Origin of the sequence: Streptomyces sp. NPDC007929 (genome assembly GCF_042959065.1) — a bacterium.
In the GTDB taxonomy this organism is placed as follows: Bacteria; Actinomycetota; Actinomycetes; order Streptomycetales; family Streptomycetaceae; genus Streptomyces.
This window is the reverse complement of record NZ_JBIBKD010000007.1, coordinates 56,386-81,010: the sequence shown is the minus strand read 5'-3', so window position 1 is coordinate 81,010 and position 24,625 is coordinate 56,386. Positions and strand designations below refer to the sequence as shown.

Here is a 24,625-nt window from a genome sequence, read left to right as displayed (position 1 = left end):
GTGTGCCGGTCCTCGCGCCCGGCCGCCGGGGGCCCTCACCTCTTTCCCGCCCCTCGCCCTCCGCTCACCTCGCCGCGCGGCACGTCCGAAAATTCGGCGCGATTACGACGTCGCCGTGGCGGGCTCGGCCGTCCAGATGCGGCTGCTCAGGTCCGAGCCGCGCAGCACCTGGACGCGCCAGGGGTCGATGCGCAGCAGGTGGTAGTCGGGGCTGTCGGGGCCCGCGCTCCAGTAGAGGTGGGGGTCGTAGCCGACGCCCGGGGGGCTGTTGCGGCGGTACAGCTCCCAGGCGCGCAGCTTGGTGGCGCGATCGGGCACCCAGGCGGAGACGCTGTCGACGAACACCGCGTCCTGGCGGGGGTGCCAGTAGGCGTACGTCGTATGGGGGTTGTGGGCCAGGTGGGCGGCCTTCACCGGGGTGCGGAAGACCGCCAGCCAGCCGACGGGGCGCTCGTCGGCGGTCTCCCAGACGGGCTGGACGACACGGGCCCGGGGCCGATTGTGCCGGTCGACAGTGACCATCGTGCAGTAGACGGTCTGCTGGACGTACTCGACGAAGGCGGCCTCGATCTCGGAGAACGAACGCACCTGTGCAGTACCCATGGCGATACCTCGGAAATTCGCGTGACGGGGACGGGGACGGGGACGGGAACGGGGGAGACGCAGACGGGTGGGCCGCCCGGCCGCTCCAGAAGGAGCGTTCCGGGCGGCCGGTGGTGTCCTGCCGTCGGACCTCACGGGTCAGGGGGCGGGCGGGAAGTGCCCTTCCTGCACGAAGAACTCCACGTACGTGGCGAAGAGTTCACGGGTCAGCGGCGGGCAGGAGATACCCGTCCCGGCCAGTGCCGTCTCGGTCTCGGCCGTGTCGATGGGCGGGTAGAAGCCGTCGGTGTCGGACGTCATCATCTCGAAGGCGTGCAGCAGCGGCAGCAGGGCGTTGTCCCGGTCGGAGCGCACCGTGTCGCTCCACCGCTCCCGGTCGGTCTCCTCGATCCGGTAGCCGAGTTCACGCAGGTACGACACGCAGTCGGCGAGGCTCAGGGAGCTGCGGTTGAACAGGTGGAAGGTGCCCCCGGCCGGCTCTCGCTGTGAGATGCCGACGATGGCGGCGCTGACGTAGTCGACGGGCAGCAGGTGGAAGCGGCCCCCGACGCCGGCCGGCGCGGCCTGCGCCTGGAGGAGGCCCTTGAGGCTGAGCCAGACGAAGTCGCGGGTCTGGCAGGCGCCGTTGCGGCTGTCGCCGGAGATGACGTCCACGCGGTGCACCGACACCGGCAGCCCCCGGTCCCGGGCGACGCCGACGAGCTGCTCGGCGACCCACTTGGACTGGAGGTAGCCGCTGGGCAGCGCTTCGGCGGGGCCGGTCGGGTCGGTCACCTTCAGGGGGACGCCGGGCGTGACCGGGCCGTTGAAGACGCCGACGGTGGAGATGTAGTGCACCGGGACCGTGCGGTGGCGGGCCGCCAGCCGCAGGATCTCCCGGGTGCCGTGGACGTTGGCCGCGCGCAATGCCTCGTAGGGGTGCAGCCAGTGCACGGTCGCGCCCGCGTGGTAGACGGCGTCCACGGTGCGGGCGAGGCCGTCGAACTCCTCCTCGGTCAGGCCGAGCCGCTCCTCGGCCAGGTCCCCGGCGCGGACCAGGAGGCGGCTCTCGTCGATCTCGTCCCAGACGCGGTACCAGGTGAGGCTGGAGCGGAGCCGCTCGTACGCCGCGGCGTCGTCGGCGCCGCGCACCAGGCAGTGCAGCCGGGCGGTGGTGGTGCGCATCAGGTCGCGCACCAGGAACGCGCCGAGGAAGCCGCTCGCCCCGGTGACGAGGAGGTCGGCAGGGTCGGTGACGGTACGGACGACCTCACCGGCGGGGCGGATGTCGGCGGGCAGGTCGAGGTCGGCGGCGTAGTCGACGGCCGGTGCCGCGTCGGAGGCGCCTCGGGGCGCGAGGAGTTCGGTGCGCAGGTGCGCCGCGAGGGCCCGGGGCGTCGGGTGGTCGAAGACCAGGGTGGCGGGCAGCCGCAGGCCGGTGACGGTCGCGAGCCGGTTGCGCAGCTCGACGGAGGTGAGCGAGTCGAAACCGCTGCTCTGCAGGGGCCGTTCGGGATCGACGGTGCCGGAACGCCCGAGGACCCGGGCGATCTCGGCCGACACGGCGTCGAGGACGACGGTGAGCTGTGCGGCCTCGTCGAGTCCGGTGAGCCGCTCGGCGAGCCCCGGCCCCGCGTCGGCCGCGCCGCGCGCCGTGGCCCGCACCGGTACCCGCACCAGCGACCTGAGCAGCACCGGGACCTGCGGCTGGCGGCGCAGGACCGGCAGGTCGAGCGGGGTGGCCACGAGGTGGGGGCGGCCGGTGTCCAGGGCCAGGTCGAACAGGGCCGTGCCGAGCTCCCGCGGGACGGTACGGAAGCCGCTGCGGGCGATCCGCTTGAGGTCGGTCTCGGTCAGGCCGCCCGTCAGACCGGTCGCCTGCTCCCACAGGCCCCAGGCGATGGACGTGGCGGGCAGCCCCGACGCGGCCCGGTGCCGGGCGAGCGCGTCCAGATGGGCGTTGGCCGCGGCGTAGGTGGACTGGCCGGGGCCGCCGACGGCCGCCGCCACCGACGAGAAGAGCACAAACGCCGTCAGCCCGGCGTCCCGGGTCAGCTCGTGCAGGTTCCAGGCCGCGTCGGCCTTGGGCCGCAGCACGGCGTCGAGCCGCTCCGGCGTCTGCGAGGCGATGACACCGTCGTCGAGGACGCCCGCGGTGTGGACGACGCCGCGCAGCGGGTGCGCCGCCGGGATCGAGGCCAGGACGTCCGCGAGGGCGGTGCGGTCGGCGACGTCCACGGCGGCCACGGTCACGGTCGCGCCCAGGGCCCGCAGTTCGGAGCACAGCTCCGAGGCGCCCGGGGCGTCCGGGCCGCGCCTGCTGACCAGCAGCAGGTGGCGCACGCCGTGCTCCGTGACGAGGTGGCGGGCGAAGTGCGCGCCGAGCGAGCCCGTACCGCCGGTGACGAGGACGGTGCCTTCGGCGTCCCAAGGTGTGCGGGGAATGGCGGCTGTGCGGGGACCGTCGGTGGTGGGCTGCGGTACGGGGGTGCGCAGGAGGCGCGGTACGTGGATGCGGGGGGTGTCGGCCGGGGTTTCGGCGGGGGTGGTCAAGCCGCGGATCGCGGCTTGCGGCTCGCCTGTGGCGACCACGGCGGACAGGGTGCCCGGGCCCGGTTCGCCGTCCGTGTCGACCAGGACGATCCGTCCCGGCGTCTCCGACTGCGCCGAGCGCAGCAGGCCCCAGGCGGCAGCGGCGGCGGGGTCGGTGACGTCCTCGTCGTCGGCGACCGCCATGGCATGCCGGGTGACGACGACCAGCGGCGTGCCGGCCAGGGCCTCCTCGGCGAGCCACGGTCGCGCCCAGGAGAGCGCCCGGCCCACGGTGTCCCTGACGGCGTCCCCGGCGGTCGCCGCCGCGGGGGTGGTCAGGTCGAGGCGTACGGCCCCGACGCGCGCACCTGCCGCCGTGACCGCGGCGGTGACGGCGGGTACGTCCGGGTGCGCGGCAGAGCCCAGGGTGAGCCAGTCCAGGGAAGCGGCGGGCAGCGGGCGGGCGATCCACTCCTCGTGGTGGAGGGCGTCGCGGTGGCGGGAACGGGCGGCCCGCAACGCCTCGGCGCGTACGGGTCCGACGGTCACTGCGTCGGCCACCGCGACCATCTGCCCGGCCGGGTCGGTGAGCCGCACCGTGTAGCTGCCGTCGGCGCCGGGGACCGGGGCGAGGTGCACGCGCAGGGTGTCCGCGCCGACGGCGTAGAGCCGCAGACCGCGCCATCGGGTGACGGTGCGCGACAGCCCGGGCAGCCCGGCGGCATACAGCGGTTGCAGGGCGGCCTCCAGCAGCGCCGGGTGCAGCCCGAACCCCTCGGTGTGCGGATCGGTGTCGGGGTCCAGGGCCACCTCGGCGAACAGTTCGTCGGCGCGCCGCCACATCCTGGTGAGCCGTCGGTACGCGGGGCCGTAGTGCACACCGGCGGTGGCGAAGCGCTCGTACAACTCCCGTGTCCGGTCCGGGGATTGGTCGTCTTCCGCTTCGAGTCCGGCGAGTTGCTCGGCGTCGGCCGGGGGCCACGGCGTCGGCTCGGTGTCCGGGGGTGGGATGAGCGGGGTGTCGCCGAGCAGCCCGTGGGCGTGGCGCGTCCAGGACGCGTCGGCCTCGTCGGGCCGGGCGTGGACGGTGAGGACACGCCGGCCGTCGGCGTCCGGTTCACCGACGCGGACCTGGAGGTGCAGGGCTCCCTCGCGGGGCAGCACCAGTGGCGTGTCGACGACGAGTTCGTCCACGGACGTGCAGCCCGTCTCGTCCCCGGCGCGGACGGCCAGTTCGGCGAGGACCGTGCTGGGCACGACGGTCTCCCCGGCGACGGTGTGCGCGGCGAGGAGCTGGTCCGTACGGGCCGACAGACGGGTCGTGAACAGTGCCTCGTCGCGATCGCCCGGGAACAGCGCGGCGCCGACGAGGGGGTGGTCGGTGCTGTCCAGCCCGAATCCGCCCGCGTCGCGGCGGCCGGCCGCGAGCGCGTCGGTCCAGTACCGCTGGTGCTGGAAGGCGTAGCTGGGCAGCGGGACGCGGCGGGCTCCCGAGCCCGCGAAGTACGCCTCCCAGTCGACGGGCACGCCGCGGGCATGCAGGGTGCCGACGCCGTCGGCGAGGGCGGACGGTTCGGGCCGGTCGGGGCGCTGGAGGGTCTGGACGGTGATGTCGTCCCGGTCCGCGAGCACGGTCTGCGCGAGGGCGGTGAGAACGCCGCCGGGGCCGATCTCCACGACCGTCCGCACCCCCTGGTCGTACAGGGTGGTGACGGCGTCGGCGTAGCGGACGGCCTGGCGGACCTGGGTGGCCCAGTAGTCCGCCGACCGAAGATCCTCACCCTCGGCCAACCGACCCGTCACCGTCGAGACCACCGGGATACGGGGAGCCTCGTACCGGACCCCCTTCGCCACCGAACGGAACTCCTCCAGCATCCCGTCCATCAACGGCGAATGAAACGCGTGCGACACCTCAAGACGCCGCGAACGCCGACCAGGCAACCCCGCCAGCACCTCCCCCACCGCACCCTCAGCACCCGACACAACCACCGCCGACGGACCGTTCACAGCCGCCACACCAACCACATCACCACGCCCACCGACCGCTCTGAGCACCTCCTCCTCCGAGGCCTCCACCGCGACCATCACACCCCCCGCCGGCAACGCCTCCATCAACCCCGCACGCGCCGCCACCAACCGAGCCGCCTCACCCAGACCCATCACCCCCGCCACATGAGCAGCCACCAACTCCCCCACCGAATGACCCGCCACCACACCAGGCCGCACACCCCACGACTCCACCAACCGGAACAACGCCACCTCGAACGCGAACAACGCCGGCTGCGCCCACCCCGTCCGAGACAACAACGACCCCTCAACCGCGAACATCACCTCCCTCAACGACCCACCCAGCAACGGATCCAGCACCCCACACACCTCATCCAACGCCCCCGCGAACACCGGGAACGAGTCATACAACTCCCGCCCCATACCAGCCCGCTGCGCACCCTGACCCGAGAACACCACCGCCAAAACACCACCACCCGAAGCACTCACCGGACTCACGTGACGGAGACCGTCGGACAGGTCGTCGCGGTCGGTTCCGGTCAGGACGGCGCGGCGGTCGTGCAGGGTGCGGGTGGTGGCGAGGGAGTAGGCGAGGTCGGTGGCGGACTGCTCGGGGTGGGCGGCGACGTGTGCGCGGAGCCGTTCGGCCTGGGCGCGCAGGGCGTCGTCGTCCGGTGCGGAGAGGATCCAGGGCACGGCCGGGAGTGTCCGGGGCTGGTCCGGGGCGGTGTCCTCGGCTTCCGATGCCCCGGCCTCCGGGGCCTCCTCCAGGATGACGTGGGCGTTGGTGCCGCTCACGCCGAAGGCCGAGACGGCGGCGCGGCGCGGGGCGGTGTCCCGAGGGGTCCACTCGCGGGCCTCGGTGAGCAGTTCGACGGCGCCGGATTCCCAGTCGACCATGGGAGTGGGCCGGTCGACGTGCAGGGTCCGGGGCAGCAGGCCGTGGCGCATGGCCTGCACCATCTTGATGACGCCGCCGACACCGGCGGCGGCGACGGTGTGGCCGATGTTGGACTTCAGCGAGCCCAGCCAGAGGGGACGGTCCCGGTCCCGTCCATAGGTGGCCAGCAGGGCCTGGGCCTCGATCGGGTCACCGAGCCGCGTGCCCGTGCCGTGCGCCTCCACCGCGTCCACCTCGGCCGGCGTCAGACGGGCGTTCGCGAGAGCCTGGCGGATGACACGCTCCTGCGACGGGCCGTTCGGAGCCGTCAGACCGTTCGAAGCACCGTCCTGGTTCACCGCGCTGCCCCGCACGACCGCCAGCACCCGGTGCCCGTTGCGCACCGCGTCCGAAAGCCGCTCCACGACCAGCAGGCCGACGCCCTCCGACCAGGAGGTGCCGTCGGCGGCGGCCGCGAACGACTTGATCCGGCCGTCGGGGGCGAGTCCGCCCTGGCGCGAGAAGTCGACGAACCCGCCCGGGGTCGCGGTGATCGTGGCGCCTCCGGCGAGCGCGAGGGTGGACTCCCCTCGGCGTACCGACTCCACCGCGAGGTGCAGGGCGACCAGGGAGGACGAGCACGCCGTGTCGATCGAGACGGCAGGGCCCTCCAGACCGAAGGTGTAGGAGATCCGGCCGGAGGCCACACTGCTGAGCTTGCCGGTCATGAGGTGGCCCTCGAGTTCGGCGGGCCCTTCGAGTCCGAGGTAACTCTGCTCGATCACACCGGCGAACACGGCCGTACGGCTGCCGCGCAGCGTGGCCGGGTCGATCCCGGCGTCCTCGAACGCCTCCCACGCGGTCTCCAGCAGGACGCGCTGCTGGGGGTCCATCGCGCGGGCCTCGCGGGGCGAGATGCCGAAGAAGTCGGCGTCGAACAGGGCGGCGCCGTCGAGGAAGCCGCCCTCGCGGGTGTACGAGGTGCCGGGCTCGTCGCGGTCCGTGCTGTACAGCGCGTCGAGGTCCCAGCCGCGGTCGGTGGGGAACGGGCCGATGGCGTCCCGGCCTTCGGCGGCCAGGCGCCACAGGTCGTCCGGTGAGGTGACGCCGCCCGGGAAGCGGCAGGCCATCCCGACGATGGCGACCGGTTCGGTGGCGGCCGATTCGAGCGTCTCGATGCGCTCGCGCGCCTTCTGCAGGTCGGCGGTGACCCACTTCAGGTAGTCGACGAGCTTCTGTTCCCTGGTCTGGGCCTGGTCCTGCGCGCGGGACATGTCAGCGGACATGCGGAATCAGTCTCTCCTCGGTACCGGAAGGGTGGTGGTGCGGGGCGGCGGGCGGTGTCAGTCCGCGGCCCGGCCGAGCTGGGTGTCGATGAAGTCGAAGATCTCGTCGGCGGACGCGCCCCCGAGGTCCGCGACAGGGGCGCCGGCGGTGGACGGGGGTGGTGTGTACGCCGGTCCGGCCAGACGGTCGGCCAGCGCTCGCAGCCGCTCGGACAGTGCGGCGCGGTCGGTGCCGGAATGCGTGCCGTCCACCGCCAGGGCGTCCAGGGACGCCTCCAGCCGGTCCAGTTCCTCGGCCGCCGAGCGAACCGGTCCGGCCTCGGGTCCGGGTGCTTCCGCTGCCGCCTGTTCCCGTACGTAGGCCGCGAGCGCGGCGGGGTTCGGATGGTCGAAGACGACGGTGGCGGGCAGCGCGAGACCGGTCTCGGCGCTGAGCCGGTTGCGCAGTTCGACGCCGGTCAGGGAGTCGAAGCCGAGTTCCTGGAAGGGGCGGTGGGGCACGACGGCCGAGGTGTCGGGGAGCTTGAGCACCTTCGCGACCAGTTCGGTGACGAGGGTGAGGAGGTACTGCTCCCGCTGTGCGTCGCCCAGTTCCGCGAGCCGCTCGGCCAGGGGCACCACCCGGGGTGTCGTCTCGGGGATCTCCGGGATGCCGGGGGTGACGCGTGCGGCCGGGTCCGTGCCGGGGCTGTCGGTGGTGATCTCGTCGAGCCAGTACCGCTGGTGCTGGAAGGCGTAGGTGGGCAGCGGGACGCGGCGGGCTCCGGAGCCCGCGAAGTACGCCTCCCAGTCGACGGGCACGCCGCGGTCATGCAGCGTGCCGAGCGCCTCGACCAGGGTCTGCGGCTCGGGACGTCCCGCGCGGGTGGCGACGGTGGCGGTCAGGGCGCCGGGGTCACGGACGGTCTGGGCGGCGAGGGCGGCGAGGACACCGCCGGGGCCGATCTCCAGGAGCGTGGTGACGCCCTCGGACTCCAGGGTGGTGACGGCGTCGGCGTAACGGACGGCCTGACGGACCTGGGTGGCCCAGTAGTCCGCCGACCGAAGATCCTCCCCCTCGGCCAACCGACCCGTCACCGTCGAGACCACCGGAATACGGGGAGCCTCGTACCGAACCCCCTTCGCCACCGAACGGAACTCCTCCAGCATCCCGTCCATCAACGGCGAATGAAACGCGTGCGACACCTCAAGACGCCGCGAACGCCGACCAGGCAACCCCGCCAGCACCTCCCCCACCGCACCCTCAGCACCCGACACAACCACCGCCGACGGACCGTTCACAGCCGCCACACCAACCACATCACCACGCCCACCGACCGCTCTGAGCACCTCCTCCTCCGAGGCCTCCACCGCGACCATCACACCCCCCGCCGGCAACGCCTCCATCAACCCCGCACGCGCCGCCACCAACCGAGCCGCCTCACCCAGACCCATCACCCCCGCCACATGAGCAGCCACCAACTCCCCCACCGAATGACCCGCCACCACACCAGGCCGCACACCCCACGACTCCACCAACCGGAACAACGCCACCTCGAACGCGAACAACGCCGGCTGCGCCCACCCCGTCCGAGACAACAACGACCCCTCAACCGCGAACATCACCTCCCTCAACGACCCACCCAGCAACGGATCCAGCACCCCACACACCTCATCCAACGCCCCCGCGAACACCGGGAACGAGTCATACAACTCCCGCCCCATACCAGCCCGCTGCGCACCCTGACCCGAGAACACCACCGCCAAAACACCACCACCCGAAGCACTCACCGGACTCACGTGACGGAGACCGTCGAGGAGTTCGGCGGGCCCGGTGCCCACGGCCGTGGCGCGGTGCGGGAGGCACGCTCGGGTGGTGGCCAGGGAGTAGGCGATGTCCAGGGCGTCGGGGGCGCCGGGGGCCGAGGCGTAGGCGTGGAGCCGTTCGGCCTGGGCGGTGAGCGCCTGGGGGGTACGGGCGGACAGGAGCCACGGCAGTACGGGCAGGGCGCGGGAGCCGGTGGGCTCGGCGGGCGGGGCGGCCGGGGCCTCTTCGAGGATCAGGTGCGCGTTGGTGCCGCCGAACCCGAAGGAGGAGACACCGGCGCGACGCGGCGCGTTCTCCCGGGCGGGCCAGTCCCGTGCCTCGGTCAGCAGCTCGACCGCGCCCGTGTCCCACTCCACGAACGGCGACGGCTCGTCCACGTGCAGCGTCCGCGGCAGCACACCGTGCCGCATCGCCTCCACCATCTTGATCACACCACCGACACCCGCGGCGGCCTGCGCGTGCCCGATGTTCGACTTCAACGACCCCAGGAACAGCGGCTGTTCACGGTCCTGGCCGTACGTCGCCAACAGCGCCTGCGCCTCGATCGGGTCACCCAGCCGCGTGCCCGTGCCGTGCGCCTCCACCGCGTCCACCTCGGAGGCGGACAGACCGGCCGAGGCAAGCGCCTGGCGGATGACACGCTCCTGCGACGGGCCGTTCGGAGCCGTCAGACCGTTCGAAGCACCGTCCTGGTTCACCGCGCTGCCCCGTACGACCGCCAGTACCCGGTGTCCGTTGCGCACCGCGTCAGACAGCCGCTCCATGACGAGGACACCGGCCCCCTCCGCCCAGGCCACACCGTCGGCCCCGGCGGCGAAGGACTTGCAGCGGCCGTCCGGCGACAGACCGCGCAGGCGGGAGAACTCCAGGAAGGCCACCGGTGTCGACATCACCGTGACGCCGCCGGCGAGGGCGAGCGAGCACTCGCCGTTGCGCAGCGCGTTGACCGCGAGGTGCAGGGCGACCAGCGAGGACGAGCAGGCCGTGTCGACGGAGACCGCCGGCCCCTCGAAGCCGTAGGTGTAGGAGAGCCGGCCGACGGCGATGCTGCCGGCACTGCCGCTGAACAGGTAACCCTCGAAGTCCTCCGGCGGCAGGTGGGGGCGTGAGCCGTAGTCGTTGTACATCTGGCCGGTGAACACGCCGGTGTCCGAGCCGCGCAGGGCGGTGGCGTCGATGCCGGCGTGCTCGAAGGCCTCCCAGGCCGTCTCCAGCAGCAGCCGCTGCTGCGGGTCGATCGCCATGGCCTCGCGCGGCGACATCCCGAAGAAGGCCGGGTCGAACTGGTCGGCGTCGTAGAGGAATCCGCCTTCGCGGGCGTAGGAGGTGCCCGTGCGGTCGGGGTCCGGGTCGTAGAGGCCGTCCACGTCCCAGCCCCGGTTGCCGGGGAATCCGCCGACCGCGTCGGTGCCGTCGGCCACGAGACGCCACAGGTCGTCGGGCGAGGACACGCCGCCGGGGTAGCGGCAGGCCATGCCCACGATCGCGATCGGCTCGCGTCGCCTGTCCTCGATGTCCCGCAGCTGCCGGCGTGCCTCACGGGCATCGGCGACGGCCTTCTTCAGGTAGTCGCGGAGCTTGTCCTCGCCCGCCATGGTGTGTCAACTCCCGTGTGTCGTGTGGTGATCGGTGCCTGGTGGGGCGATGTGGCTCAGTTCAGCTCGTCGATGAGGGCGAACAGTTCGTCGTCGGTGGCCGAGTCGAGGTCGTCGTCGAGGTCGTCGTCCCGGCCCTGGGCCGTGGCGCCGGCGGGGGTCCCTGCCGCGTGGTCGGCCGCGTCGAGGAGTTCGCGGAGCCGGGCGGTGATCCGGCCGTGGGCGGACGCGTCGGTGGCCGCCGCCTCGATGGCGGCTTCCAGTCGGGCCAGTTCGGCGAGGACCGGCTCGTCCGGCGCGACCTCCTCGACGGTGAGGCGTTCGCCCAGGTAGGAGGCGAGTGCCCGGGGCGTGGGCTGGTCGAAGACAAGGGTGGTCGGCAGCCGCAGTCCCGTCTCGGTGGCGAGCTGGTTGCGCAGTTCGACGGCGGTCAGGGAGTCGAAGCCGAGTTCCTGGACCGGCCGGTCGGCGTCGATCGCCGTGTGGTCGGCATGTCCGAGGACGGCGGCCACCCGGCCGCGGACGAGGTCCACCAGGGCCCGCTCCCGGTCGGGCCCGGCCAGGGCCGCGAGCCGCTCGGCGAGACCCTGGCCCTCGGAGCGGCCGTCGGGTGCCGCGGCCGCGGCCGCCGGGCGGCGGGTGCTGCCGGTGCGGACGAGTCCGGCGAGGAGCGGCGGTACGCCGTCGCCCAGGGCGCGGATTGCCCGGGTGTCGAGCCGGGTGACGGCGAGGACGCTCTCCCCGGTGGCCGGGGCGGCGTCGAAGAGGGCCATCGCGTCGTCGGTGGCCAGCGGCAGCAGGCCGGAGCGCGCCAGGCGGCGCAGGTCCGCCTCGGCGAGGTGACCGGTGATGGTGCTGGTCTCCTCCCAGAGGCCCCAGGCGAGGGAGGTCGCCGGGAGCCCGGCAGCCCGGCGGTGCGCCGCCAACGCGTCCAGGAAGGCGTTACCCGCCGCATAGTTCGCCTGCCCCGCCGTACCCAGCAGACCCGACACCGACGAATACAGAACGAACGCCCGAAGATCCATCTGTCGCGTCAGCTCATGCAGATGCCACGCCGCGTCCACCTTCGGACGCAAGACCGCATGCAACCGCTCCGGCGTCAGACCCTCCACCGTCACGTCGTCCAGCACACCCGCCGTGTGCACCACACCCGACAACTCACCCACGGTTGTGAGCAGTTCGGCCAGCGCCCCACGGTCGGTCACATCACACGCCGCGAGCCTCACCGACGCACCCAGAGCCTCCAGCTCCGCCCGCAACTCCCCCGCACCAGGCGCCCCCTCACCGCGCCGGCTCACCAGCACCAGAGAACGCACACCATGAACCATCACCAGATGCCGGGCCACCACCGCACCCAGACCACCGGTACCACCCGTCACCAGCACCGGGCCCTCACCCCAGGCGACGGCACCACCCTCACCCGGCACCGCCGCACGCAGCCTCGGCACCACCACACCACCCGACCGCACCGCCACCTGCGCCTCACCCGACGCGAGCGCGGCGGTGAGGGCAGCGGGGTCCGTGCCGTCGAGGTCCACGAGCTGGATGCGGCCGGGGCTCTCCGACTGTGCCGTGCGCAGCAGGCCCCAGAGCGGGGCGTGGGCCAGGTCGGTGACGTCCTCGTCGGGTGCGGTGGCCACCGCGCTCCGGGTGGTGACCACGAGGCGGGTGTCCGCGAACCTGTCGTCCGTGAGCCACTCCCGCACCTGGGCGAGCGCCCGCTGCGCCGCCTCCCGGGCGCTGTCCGGCAGCGTCTCACCGGCCGGCGTGGGGAAGTGCGGAGCGAGGACGACCGCGGGCGCGGGTGCGCCGGCCGCGATGTCCCGGGCCAGCGCGCCGAGGTTCGCGTAGGAGCGGACCGTGTCGTCCGGAAGGCCGAGGTCCGGGCCGGATCCGAGGACCGCCCAGGTGGTGGGGTCGGCCGTGGCTTCCGCGGTGGCCGGCCTGGTCCACTCGACCTTGAGCAGGCCGTCGGCGGAGCCGGCGGTGCGCAGCGACTCGGCGGACAGCGGGCGCAGGGTCAGTTCCGCCACCTCGGCGACCGGTGCGCCCGAGCCGTCGGCCACGGTCAGGGCGACCGTCGTGGAGCCGCCGTTCGCGGCCTCGGGTGCCGCGGCTCCGGCGAGCCGGACCCGCAGCACGGACGCGCCCGTGGCGGTGGCGCCGACTCCGGCCCAGGAGAACGGCAGCACCGGGCGGCCGTGGTCACCGGCGACTCCGGGGAGCAGCGGGTGCAGGGCGGCGTCGAGCAGGGCCGGGTGGAGGGTGAACCGGCGTGCCTCGGCGCGCTGGTCGTCGTCGAGGGCGACTTCGGCGAAGAGGTCGTCACCGGCCGTCCACAGTCGGCGCAGGTTGCGGAAGGCGTGCCCGTAGGCGTAGCCCTGCTCGGCGAGTCGCTGGTAGGCGCCGGTGAGGTCGATCTCGCGGGCTCCGGCGGGGGGCCAGGCCGTGAGTGACTGCCCGACCGTGCCGGTGCCGGCGCTCAGGGTGCCGTAGGCGTGCAGGGTCCAGGTTCCGTCGTGGCCGGGGTCGCCGTGCGGCCGGGCGTGGATGCGCACCGGGCGGGTCGCGTCGGGTTCCTCGGCGCCGACGGACACCTGGATGTGCACGCCGCCGCGTTCGGGCAGCACCAGGGGGGCGGCCAGGGTGAGTTCCTCGACGGCGGCGACGCCGAGCTGTTCGCCCGCCCGGAGGGCGAGTTCGAGCAGGGCGGTGCCGGGCACGAGCACGGTTCCTGATACGGCGTGCTCGGTCAGCCAGGGGTGCGTGCCGCGTGCCAGGCGTCCGGTGAGGACGTGTTCGTCACGGTCGGCCAGCGGGACGGCGGCGCCGAGCAGCGGGTGGTCGGCCGCCACGAGCCCGAAGCCCGCGGCGTCCGTGACCGTGGTCGGCGCGTCCAGCCAGTAGCGCTGCCGCTGGAAGGCGTAGAGCGGCAGGTCGGTGCCGTGCGCCTCGGGGAAGACGGTGTCCCAGCGGATGTCGGCGCCGCGTGCGGCGAGCAGCCCGAGGGCGGTGGTGTACACCTCCGGCTCGGAGCGGCCCCTGCGCAGGACCGGCGCCACGATCCCGGACGGCTGCTCCAGGGACTCGGCGACCAGGGCGCTGAGCACCCCGTCGGGGCCGAGTTCGAGCCACTCGGTGACTCCCGCGGCCTCCAGGAGGCGTACGCCGTCGAGGAACCGGACGGCTTCGCGGATGTGCCGGGCCCAGTAGTCGGGCGAGGCGAGGTCCTCCGCGGTCGCCAGTGCGCCGGTGACGTTGGAGACGACGGGGATGCGCGGCGCGTGGAAGGTGAGGTCCTCGGCGATCGCGCGGAACTCGTCGAGGATCTCGTCCATGTGGGGCGAGTGGAAGGCGTGGCTGACCGGGAGGCGCTTGACGCGGGAACCCTCCTTCTTGAACCGGGCGGCAAGCTCGTCGACGGCGTCGGCGTCGCCGGAGATGACGGTGGAGCGCGGGCCGTTGACACCGGCGACCGCGACCCGGTCGCCGTAGGGGGCGAGCGCGGCGTGTACCGCGTCCTCCGCGGCCTCGACGGCGGCCATGGCGCCGCCCTCCCGCGCGGCCTGCATCAGCCGGCCGCGTTCGGCCACCAGGACACAGGCGTCGGGCAGGTCCAGGACGCCCGCGAGGTGGGCGGCGGTGACCTCGCCGATCGAGTGGCCGAGCAGGAAGTCCGGGGTGAGACCGTGGTGTTCGGCCAGGCGGAACAGCGCGGTCTCCATGGCGAACAGCGCGGTCTGGGTGAACGCCGTCTGGTCGAGCAATGCCGCGTCCGCACTGTCCTCGGCGGCGAAGAGCACCGACTTCAGCGGGCGCATGAGTTCGGGGTCCAGGTGGGCGCACACCTCGTCCAGGGCCGCCGCGAACACCGGCGACGCGGCGTACAGTTCGCGGCCCATGCCGAGGCGCTGGGCGCCCTGCCCGGTCAGCAGGAAGGCGGTCTTGCCGCGCGGTGACGCGGAGGCGCGCTGTGCGGCCGGGGTGGTCTCACCGCGGCTCAGCGCGGCGAGTCCGTCGAGCAGCTCGGCGCGGTTCCCGGCGGCCACCGCGGCTGCGCGGCTGTGCCGGGCCCGGCGGGTGCCGAGGGACCAGCCGAGGTCCGCGAGGGACTGGTCGAAGCGGCGGCCGACGTGGTCGTGCAGACGGCGGGCCTGGGCGCGCAGCGCGGTCTCGTCCCGCGCGGACAGCACGAACGGCACGGGCCCGGACGGCTCCGGACGCTCCGTCTCGTCCTCAGGGGCCACGAACTCCTCGACCACCACATGCGCGTTGGTCCCACTGATACCGAAGGAGGAGACACCGGCGCGACGCGGCGCGTTCTCCCGGGCGGGCCAGTCCCGTGCCTCGGTCAGCAGCTCTACCGCGCCCGTGTCCCACTCCACGAACGGCGACGGCTCGTCCACGTGCAGCGTCCGCGGCAGCACACCGTGCCGCATCGCCTCCACCATCTTGATCACACCACCGACACCCGCGGCGGCCTGCGCGTGCCCGATGTTCGACTTCAACGACCCGAGATACAGCGGCTGTTCACGGTCCTGGCCGTACGTCGCCAGCAGTGCCTGCGCCTCGATCGGGTCACCCAGCCGCGTGCCCGTGCCGTGCGCCTCCACCGCGTCCACCTCGGAGGCGGACAGACCGGCCGAGGCAAGCGCCTGGCGGATGACACGCTCCTGCGACGGGCCGTTCGGAGCCGTCAGACCGTTCGAAGCACCGTCCTGGTTCACCGCGCTGCCCCGTACGACCGCCAGTACCCGGTGGCCGTTGCGCACCGCGTCCGACAGCCGCTCGACGACGAGCAGGCCCACGCCTTCCGACCAGGCGACTCCGTCGGCGGCAGCCGCGAAGGACTTGCAGCGGCCGTCCGGCGACAGACCGCGCTGGCGGGAGAACTCGACGAAGACGTGCGGCCCGGCCATGACGGTCACACCGCCGGCGAGGGCGAGCGAGCACTCGCCGTTGCGCAGCGCGTTCGCCGCGAGGTGCAGGGCGACCAGCGAGGACGAGCAGGCCGTGTCGACGGTGACCGCCGGGCCCTCGAAGCCGTAGGTGTAGGAGAGCCGGCCGGACACGACGCTGGAGAGGTTCCCGGCGAGCAGGAAGCCCTCGTACTCCTCGGGGCTGGCCGCGAGGCGGGACGCGTAGTCGTCGTACATGGCTCCGGTGAACACGCCGGTGTCCGAGCCGTGCAGGCCGTTCGGGTCGATGCCGGCGTGCTCGAAGGCCTCCCAGGCCGTCTCCAGCAGCAGCCGGTGCTGCGGGTCCATGGCGGTCGCCTCACGCGGCGGGATCCCGAAGAAGGCGGGGTCGAACCGGTCGGCGTCGTGCAGGAATCCGCCGTGCCGGACGTAGGAGGTGCCGGTGTGGGCGGGGTCGGGGTCGTAGAGGCCGTCCAGGTCCCAGCCCCGGTTGCCGGGGAACTCGCTGATGGCGTCCCCGCCCTCGGAGACCAGCCGCCAGAGGTCCTCCGGTGAGGCGACGCCGCCCGGGTAGCGGCAGGCCATGCCGACGATCGCGATCGGTTCGTCCCGGTCGGCGGTGGGCCGTGGGGTGCGGGCCGGGGCGGGTGTGGCGCTGTCCGCGATCCGGGTGAGCAGATGGTCGGTGACCGCGTCGGGCGTGGGGTGGTCGAAGACGACGGTGGCGGACAGCCGCAGCCCGGTGGCGGTGTTCAGGCGGTTGCGCAGTTCGACGCCGGCGAGGGAGTCGAAGCCGCTCTCCTTGAAGGCACGCTTGGGGTCGAGGCGCTGCGGGTCGGTGTGGCCGAGGACGCCGGCCACGATGCCGCGCACGAGGTCGAGGACGGTCTCGCGGCGCCGCTCCTGCGGCAGGGCCGCGATCCGCTGCGCCCAGGTGGCGCCTTCGGCACCCGCGTCGGCGGCGCGGGCAGCGGTGCGCCGGGACCGGGGCTTCGGGGCCAGGTCGCGCAGCAGGGGTGAGGCGTCGGCGCGCAGGGCCCGCTGTTCGAAGGCCACGGGCACGCGCAGCGCGTCGGCACCGGCCAGGGCCGCGTCGAAGAGGGTCAGGGCGTGCTCGGGGGTGAGGGTCCGGATGCCCTGGCGCGTCCAGCGGGCCAGGTCGGCGTCGCCGAGGGTGCCGCCCATGCCGTGGGTGCCGTCCCAGAGGCCCCAGGCGAGGGAGGTCGCGGGGAGCCCCGCCGCCCGGCGGTGCGCCGCCAACGCGTCCAGGAAGGCGTTACCCGCCGCATAGTTCGCCTGCCCCGCCGTACCCAGCAGACCCGACACCGACGAATACAGAACGAACGCCCGAAGATCCATCTGTCGCGTCAGCTCATGCAGATGCCACGCCGCGTCCACCTTCGGACGCAAGACCGCATGCAACCGCTCCGGCGTCAGACCCTCCACCGTCACGTCGTCCAGCACACCCGCCGTGTGCACCACACCCGACAACTCACCCACGGTTGTGAGCAGTTCGGCCAGCGCCCCACGGTCGGTCACATCACACGCCGCGAGCCTCACCGACGCACCCAGAGCCTCCAGCTCCGCCCGCAACTCCCCCGCACCAGGCGCCCCCTCCCCACGCCGGCTCACCAGCACCAGAGAACGCACACCATGAACCGTGACCAGATGCCGGGCCGCTACCGCACCCAGACCACCGGTACCACCCGTCACCAGCACCGGCCCCTCACCCCAGGCGACGGCACCACCCTCACCCGGCACCGCCCCACGCAGCCTCGGCACCACCACACCACCCGACCGCACCGCCACCTGCGCCTCACCCGACGCGAGCGCGGCGGCCAGGAGCTGATCGTCGGTGGAGGCGTCGGCGTCGACGAGGAGCACGCGGTCCGGATGCTCGGACTGCACACTGCGCAGCAGGCCCCACAGAGGTGCCTGGGCCGGTTCGGGCACGAGGTCGCCGGGTGCGGCGGCCACCGCGCCCCGGGTGAGCACCGCGAGGCGCGCTTCGGTCAGGCGCTCGTCGGCGAGGAAGTCCTGCACCAGGCGCAGGAACTCCTCCGCCGTGTCGTGCGCCCGGGCCGCCACGTCGCCCTGTCCGTCACCGGCCGGGGCGCGCACGAGCACCACGTCGGCCGTGCCGTCCGCGTGCGTGAGGTCGGCGACCTCCATGACGCTCGGTGCAGCGCCCTCGGGCGTGGCGACCGGCGTCCACTCCACGGCGTACAGGGCGTCGGCGAGCTGTGGTGCGGAGCGGAGCCGGTCCTTGGCGACCGGGCGCAGGGCGAGGGACTCCACGCTGATGACGGGGGCGCCGACGGCGTCCGCGGCGTGCAGGGAGTAGGTGCCGGACCCGCCGGGCTCGATCCGTACCCGCAGGGTGTCGGCGCCACCGGCGTGCAGGGACGCGCCGGACCAGGCGAACGGCAGCCGAATGGTGTCCGCGGCGGTGTCGTCCCCGGCGGCGTGCAGCACCACGGGGTGCAGCAGGGCGTCGAAGAGGGCGGGGTGCAGTGCGAACCGGTCGGCGCCGCCGCGGTGCGCGTCGGGCAGGGCGACCTCGGCGTACAGGGCGTCGGCCGTGCGCCACAGGCGGGTCAGGCCCTGGAAGGCCGGGCCGTAGGTGTAGCCCAGTGCGGCGAGGCGTTCGTAGGCGTCGTCCAGGGGCATCTCGTCGGCGTCGGCGGGCGGCCACTGGCTCAGGTCGGGGCCGGTCGGCAGGGTGCCGCCGAGGGTGCCGGAGGCGTGCCGTGTCCACACCTGCCCGGCGTCCGGGCCGTTGTCCGGGCAGGCGTGGATCTCCACGGGGCGGCTGCCGGAGGCGTCCGGGGCGCCGACGGCGACCTGGACGCGCACGGCGCCCTGCTCCGGCAGCTCCAGGGGTGCTTCCAGGGTGAGTTCGTCGATCTGGTCGGTGCCCAGGCGGCCGGCCGCGGTCAGGGCCAGTTCCAGGAACGCGGTGGCGGGCACCAGGACCGTGCCGGTGATGGCGTGGTCGGCGAGCCAGGGCTGGTCGGCGACGGCGAGGCGGCCGGTGAGCAGCAGCCCATCGGCGCCGGCCAGTTCCGTCGTGGCGTGCAGGAGCGGGTGCCCGGCCGGTTCCAGACCCAGCCCCCGGGCGTCGAGGGGGCGTTCGGGGGCGAGCCAGTAGCGCTCGCGCTGGAAGGGGTACGTCGGCAGGTCGACAAGACGGGCGCCGGGGTGGAACGTCTCGGCGGCGAGCGGCGCGCCGCCCGTCCAGGCCGTGGCGATCCCGGCGAGGAAGGTCTCGCCCTCGGGGCGTCCGGCCCGCAGCAGGGGGGCGACGACGACGTCCGTGTCGGCCAGGGCCGCCCGGGTCAGCGGGGCGAGCACGGCGTCGGGGCCGGTCTCCACGAACACGGTGGCGCCGTGCCGGTGCAGGGCCCGGGCGGCGTCGACGAACCGTACGGGCCGGCGGATCTGCCGCGCCCAGTAGCCGGGCGAGGTCAGCTCGTCGGGGGTGGCGAGTTCGCCGGTGACCGTGGAGACGATGGGGATGCGCGGCGCGTGGAAGGTGAGGTCCTCGGCGACCGCGCGGAACTCGTCGAGGATCTCGTCCATGTGCGGCGAGTGGAAGGCGTGGCTGACCTGGAGCCGTCGGGTACGGCGGCCCCGGGCGCGCCATTGTCCGGCCAGTTCCGCCACGGCGTCCTCGTCGCCGGAGATCACCAGGGAGTCGGGGGCGTTGACGGCGGCGAGGTCGAACCGGCCCGCCGCCTGCCGGAGGTCGTCGGCGAGTTCGTCCTCGGTGGCCTCCACGGCGATCATGGCGCCGCCCGCGCGTGCCGCGTCCATGAGCCTGCCCCGGGCCGCGACCAGCCGGGCCGCGTCGGCCAGGGACAGCACACCCGCGACATGGGCCGCGGCGAGCTCGCCGATGGAGTGCCCGGCGAGCAGGTCCGGTGTCATGCCGTGGTGTTCGGCCAGGCGGAACAGGGCGACCTCTACGGCGAACAGGGCGGGCTGGGTGTAGGCGGTGCGGTGCAGCAGCCGGGCGGGCTCGGTGTCCGCTTCGGCGAACATCACCGTGCGCAGGGGTCGTTCGAGGTGCTGGTCGAGGGCCGCGCACACCTCGTCCAGGGCCGCCGCGAACACCGGGGACGCGGCGTACAGTTCACGGCCCATGCCGGCGCGCTGGGCGCCCTGCCCGGTGAACAGGAAGGCCGTTCGGCCCGCGCCCGCGGCGCTGCCGGTGACGACCTGGGCGGTCTCCTCACCGTCGGCCAGGGCGGTGAGGCCGGTGAGGAGGGTGTCGGTGTCCGTGGCGGTGACCACGGCGCGGTGCGGCAGTGCGGTGCGGGTGACGGCGAGGGACGCGCCGAGGTCGGCGGGGTGCGTGCCGTGCTGTGTGACGGCGTCGTGCAGACGGCGGGCCTGGGCGCGCAGCGCGGTCTCGTCCCGCGCGGACAGCACGAACGGCACGGGCCCGGACGGCTCCGGACGCCCCGTCTCGCCCTCAGGGGCCACGAACTCCTCGACCACCACATGCGCGTTGGTCCCACTGATACCGAAGGAGGAGACACCGGCGCGACGCGGCGCGTTCTCCCGGGCGGGCCAGTCCCGTGCCTCGGTCAGCAGCTCTACCGCGCCCGTGTCCCACTCCACGAACGGCGACGGCTCGTCCACGTGCAGCGTCCGCGGCAGCACACCGTGCCGCATCGCCTCCACCATCTTGATCACACCACCGACACCCGCGGCGGCCTGCGCGTGCCCGATGTTCGACTTCAACGACCCGAGATACAGCGGCTGTTTACGGTCTTGGCCGTACGTCGCCAGCAGCGCCTGCGCCTCGATCGGGTCACCCAGCCGCGTGCCCGTGCCGTGCGCCTCCACCGCGTCCACCTCGGCCGGAGTCAGACGGGCGTCGGAGAGGGCGTCGCGGATGACGCGCTGCTGGGAGGGGCCGACCGGGGCGGTGAGGCCGTTGCCCGTGCCGTCCTGGTTGATCGCGCTGCCCCGCACCACCGCCAGCACGCGGTGCCCGTTGCGCAGGGCGTCCGACAGGCGCTCCACGACCAGGAGGCCCACGCCTTCGGCCCAGGAGGTGCCGTCGGCGGACGCGGCGAAGGACTTGGAGCGGCCGTCCGCCGCCAGACCGCGCTGACGGGAGAACTCCACGAACATGCCGGGCGACGACATGACCGTCGCGCCGCCCGCGAGGGCCAGGTTGGTCTCGCCCGAGCGCAGGGAGCGCACCGCCATGTGCAGGGCGACCAGCGAGGACGAGCAGGCCGTGTCGACGGTGACGGCCGGGCCGAGCAGACCGAGCTGGTAGGCGATGCGGCCGGACATGACGCTCGGCGTGGTGCCGGTGAGGAGGTGCCCCTCGACGCTGTCGGGCGCCTCGTGCATCCGGGGGCCGTAGTCGAGGGTGGTGGCGCCCACGAACACGCCGGTACGGCTGCCCTTGAGGGCGGTGGCGTCCAGTCCGGCCCGCTCGACGGCCTCCCAGGCGGTCTCCAGGAGCAGGCGCTGCTGCGGGTCCATGGCGAGGGCCTCGCGGGGCGAGATCCCGAAGAACTCGTTGTCGAACAGCGCGGCGTCGTGCAGGAAGCCGCCCTCGCGGACGGTGCTGTGACCGCCGTGCGTGGGGTCGGCGTCGTACAGGCCGGTGTCCCAGCCGCGGTCGCCGGGGAAGCCGGATATGGCGTCCCGGCCGTCGGCGACCAGGTTCCACAGCTCCTCGGGAGAGGTGACGCCGCCGGGGTAGCGGCAGGCCATGCCGACGATGGCGATGGGTTCGTGCGCCGTGTCGGGGGTGCCGCCCGGGCGGTCGTCGGTGCGGGCGGCCGTGTCCGGGCCGGCGAGGAGGGTGGTGAGGTGGGCGATGAGGGCGGCCGGGGTGGGGTGGTCGAACAGCAGACCGCTGGGCAGCTTCAGGCCGGTGGCGGCGGCGAGGGCGTCGCGCAGCTCGACCGTCATCAGGGAGTCGAAGCCGAGGTCCTTGAACGCTGCGTGCGGGTCGACGCGCCGGACGTCGGTCTGCTCCAGGACGGCCGCGACCTGCTCCAGCACGAGGGCGGTGGCGTCGGGGGCGTACGGGGCCGGGGTGGTGGGCTCGGCCGCGGGCGGGGCCGGGGCGGGTGCCGGTGCGGCGGGGGCGGCGGCCGGGCCGTCGATCCAGTGGCGCTCGCGCTGGAAGGCGTAGGTGGGCAGCGGGACGCGGCGGCCCGGCCCGTCGGTGTGCACGGCCGCCCAGTCGACGGGCGTACCGCGGACGAACGCGGCGGCGACACCGGTGAGCAGGGAACGCGCCTCGGCGCGTCCGGCGCGGAGCGTGGCGACGGGAGCGGCGGCTTCGCTGTCGCGGGCGCTCGCGGCGGCCAGGGCGGTCAGTACGCCGTCGGGGCCCAGTTCCAGCAGGGTCGCGGCGCCCAGGTCCTCCAGGGTGCGGACGGCGTCGAGGAAGCGGACGGGACGGCGCACCTGCTCGACCCAGTAGGCGGGCGAGGTCCACTCGCCCGGCGCGACGGCGGTGCCGGTGACCGTGGACACGGCGGCGATGCGCGGCTCGTGGAACGCCAGCTCCTCCACGACCGCGCGGAAGCGCTCCAGCATCGGGTCCATCAGCGGCGAGTGGAAGGCGTGGCTGACCGTGAGACGGCGGGTCCTGCGGCCCTGCGCGGCGAGCTGCTCCGCGACGGCCGTGACATCCGCGACCGCGCCCGAGAGCACCGTCGCGCGGGGCCCGTTGACGGCGGCGACGGCCACCGGCCCGTCCTGCGCGGCGAGCAGGGGCAGCACCTCGTCCTCGGCGGCCTCGACGGCGACCATGGCGCCGCCTGCGGGCAGTTCCTGCATCAGACGTCCCCGGGCCGCGACGAGCCGGGCGGCGTCGTCGAGGGACAGCACGCCCGCGACATGGGCGGCGGCGATCTCCCCGATGGAGTGCCCGGCCACGTGACCGGGGGTGACGCCCCAGGAGCTGACGAGGCGGTACAGGGCGACCTCGACGGCGAAGAGCGCGGGCTGGGTCCAGGCGGTGTCGTCCAGACCGGTCCCGGAGTCGATCACCTCGGCGAGGGGCCGGTCGAGCAGCGGGGCGAAGGCGCGGCACACCTCGTCGAAGGCGGTACGGAACGCCGGGAAGGCGTCGCGCAGTTCGCGTCCCATGGCGGCGCGCTGGGCGCCCTGCCCGGTGAAGAGGAAGGCCGTCGTGCCGGGGCGGACGGCTCCGGTGACGACCTGCGCGGTGGCGCGGCCCCCGGCCAGGGCGGCCAGTCCGGCGGTCATGCCGGCCCGGTCGTCGGCGAGGACGACGGCCCGGTGGTCGAAGACGGTGCGGGTGGTGGCCAGGGAGTGGCCGACGTCCTCGGGGCGGGGCCCGGGTTCGGCGGTCACGGCGGCGCGCAGCCGGTCCGCCTGCGCGGTGAGGGCGGCGGCGTCGCGGCCGGAGACGACCCAGGGCAGCAGGACGCCCTCCCCGGCCGGGGTGCCGGCCGGGGCCGGGGTGGCCGGGCCCTCCCCCAGAACCACGTGGGCGTTGGTGCCGCCCATGCCGAACGAGGAGACTCCGGCGATGAGTTCACGGTCGGGGGCCGGCCAGTCGCCCGTCTCGCGCTGCACTTCGAGGCCGAGTTCGGCCAGCGGGATCGCCGGGTTCGGGGTGTCGAAGTTGAGGCTGGCGGGCAGGCGGCGGTGGCGCAGGGCCAGCAGCGTCTTGATCAGGCCGACGATGCCCGCGGCGCCCTCCAGGTGGCCCACGTTGGTCTTCGCCGACCCGACGCGCAGCGGACCGGCGTCACCGGAGCGGGCCGTGCCCAGCACCGCGCCGAGGGCGGCGGCCTCGATGGGATCGCCGACCGGGGTGCCGGTGCCGTGCAGTTCGACGTACTGGACGGCGTCGGGGGCCAGTCCGCCGCGCTCGTACGCCTCGCGCAGGACCCGCTCCTGGGTCTCCTGGCCGGGCACGGTCAGCCCGGGGGTGGAGCCGTCGTTGTTGACGGCGCTGGCGCGGATGACGCCGAGGACGTCGTCGCCGTCCGCGAGGGCCCGGGACAGCGGCTTGAGGACGACGGCGCCGCCGCCCTCGCCGCGTACGAAGCCGTTGGCGCGGGCGTCGAAGGCGTAGGTGGTGCCGTCGGGCGAGAGGCCCCCGAAGCGCTCACCGGCCACCGCGGCCTCGGCGAGGATGTTGAGGTTGACCCCGGCGACGATGGCGGCGTCGGACTCTCCGGCGCGCAGGGACTCGCACGCCAGGTGCACGGCGACCAGCGAGGAGGACTGGGCGGAGTCGACGGTGAGGCTGGGGCCGCGCAGGCCGAGGTGGTACGAGACCCGGTTGGCGATCACGCCGCGGTTGACGCCGGTCATGGTGTGCTGGGTGACGGCCCGGGTGCCGTGCTGGTAGAGCAGCGCGGCGTAGTCGTCGCGCAGGGTGCCGACGAACACGGCGGTGCGGCTGCCGCGCAGGGTGGCCGGGACGATCCCGGCGTTCTCCAGTGCCTCCCAGGCCAGTTCGAGCACGAGGCGCTGCTGCGGGTCCATGACGCGGGCCTCGCGCGGGGCGATGCCGAAGAAGCCGGCGTCGAAGGTGTCGACGCGGTCCAGGAAGCCCCCGTGACGCAGGCCGGGCCCGCTGGCCTCGGACGCGGCTCCGTCGGAGGTCGCGGGCGCGCCGGAGGCCACCGCCCCATCGGAGGTCACCGCCCCACCGGAGGTCACCGCCTCACCGGAGGTCGCCGCCTTCAGCCGGTCCGCCGGGACCGGGGTGATGGCGGAGGTGGCGGTGCTGAGCAGGTCCCAGAAGGCCTCGGGATTCTCCGCTCCGGGCAGACGGCAGGAAAGGCCGACGACCGCGATGTCCTCGCTCCGTGCACGGCGCGTCCCGATCGATTCGGACTGGTGCTGATTCGTCATCGCGCTCGACTGCCCTTTCGGCCGAATTACCGCAAGACTGCTGAGTGGGGGAATGTTCGGCCCGATCGTAGGCAGGGGGTCTCTCCCCCCTCTCAGTGTCCGGCCTCGCTTCGGTAATTCGGGCCGGACGAAAAGGG

Annotated in this window: 3 protein-coding genes and 1 pseudogene; all 4 read right to left on the bottom strand. The window is 74.0% G+C overall.

Annotated elements, in window-relative coordinates:
* Positions 1-102: 102 nt before the first annotated feature.
* Complete coding sequence (locus ACFZDE_RS23865) at positions 103-603, bottom strand: pyridoxamine 5'-phosphate oxidase family protein (protein WP_390994374.1); 501 nt, start codon at positions 601-603, stop codon at positions 103-105.
* Positions 604-741: 138 nt separating this feature from the next.
* Positions 742-7,287, bottom strand: coding sequence for a thioester reductase domain-containing protein (locus tag ACFZDE_RS23860; protein WP_391202720.1), 6,546 nt, complete (start codon positions 7,285-7,287; stop codon positions 742-744).
* Between the two features lie 57 nt (positions 7,288-7,344).
* Positions 7,345-10,665: pseudogene (locus ACFZDE_RS23855) on the bottom strand (type I polyketide synthase); the annotation flags it as partial.
* 80 nt (positions 10,666-10,745) lie between these two features.
* Positions 10,746-24,488 (bottom strand): SDR family NAD(P)-dependent oxidoreductase, encoded by a 13,743-nt coding sequence (locus ACFZDE_RS23850; RefSeq protein ID WP_391202717.1) that lies wholly within the window; start codon positions 24,486-24,488, stop codon positions 10,746-10,748.
* Between the last annotated feature and the right edge of the window lie 137 nt (positions 24,489-24,625).

Coding starts and splice junctions, on each gene's coding strand:
- ACFZDE_RS23865 (WP_390994374.1), bottom strand. CDS start 603: ATGGGTACTGCACAGGTGCGTTCGTTCTCCGAGATCGAGGCCGCCTTC.
- ACFZDE_RS23860 (WP_391202720.1), bottom strand. CDS start 7,287: ATGTCCGCTGACATGTCCCGCGCGCAGGACCAGGCCCAGACCAGGGAA.
- ACFZDE_RS23850 (WP_391202717.1), bottom strand. CDS start 24,488: ATGACGAATCAGCACCAGTCCGAATCGATCGGGACGCGCCGTGCACGG.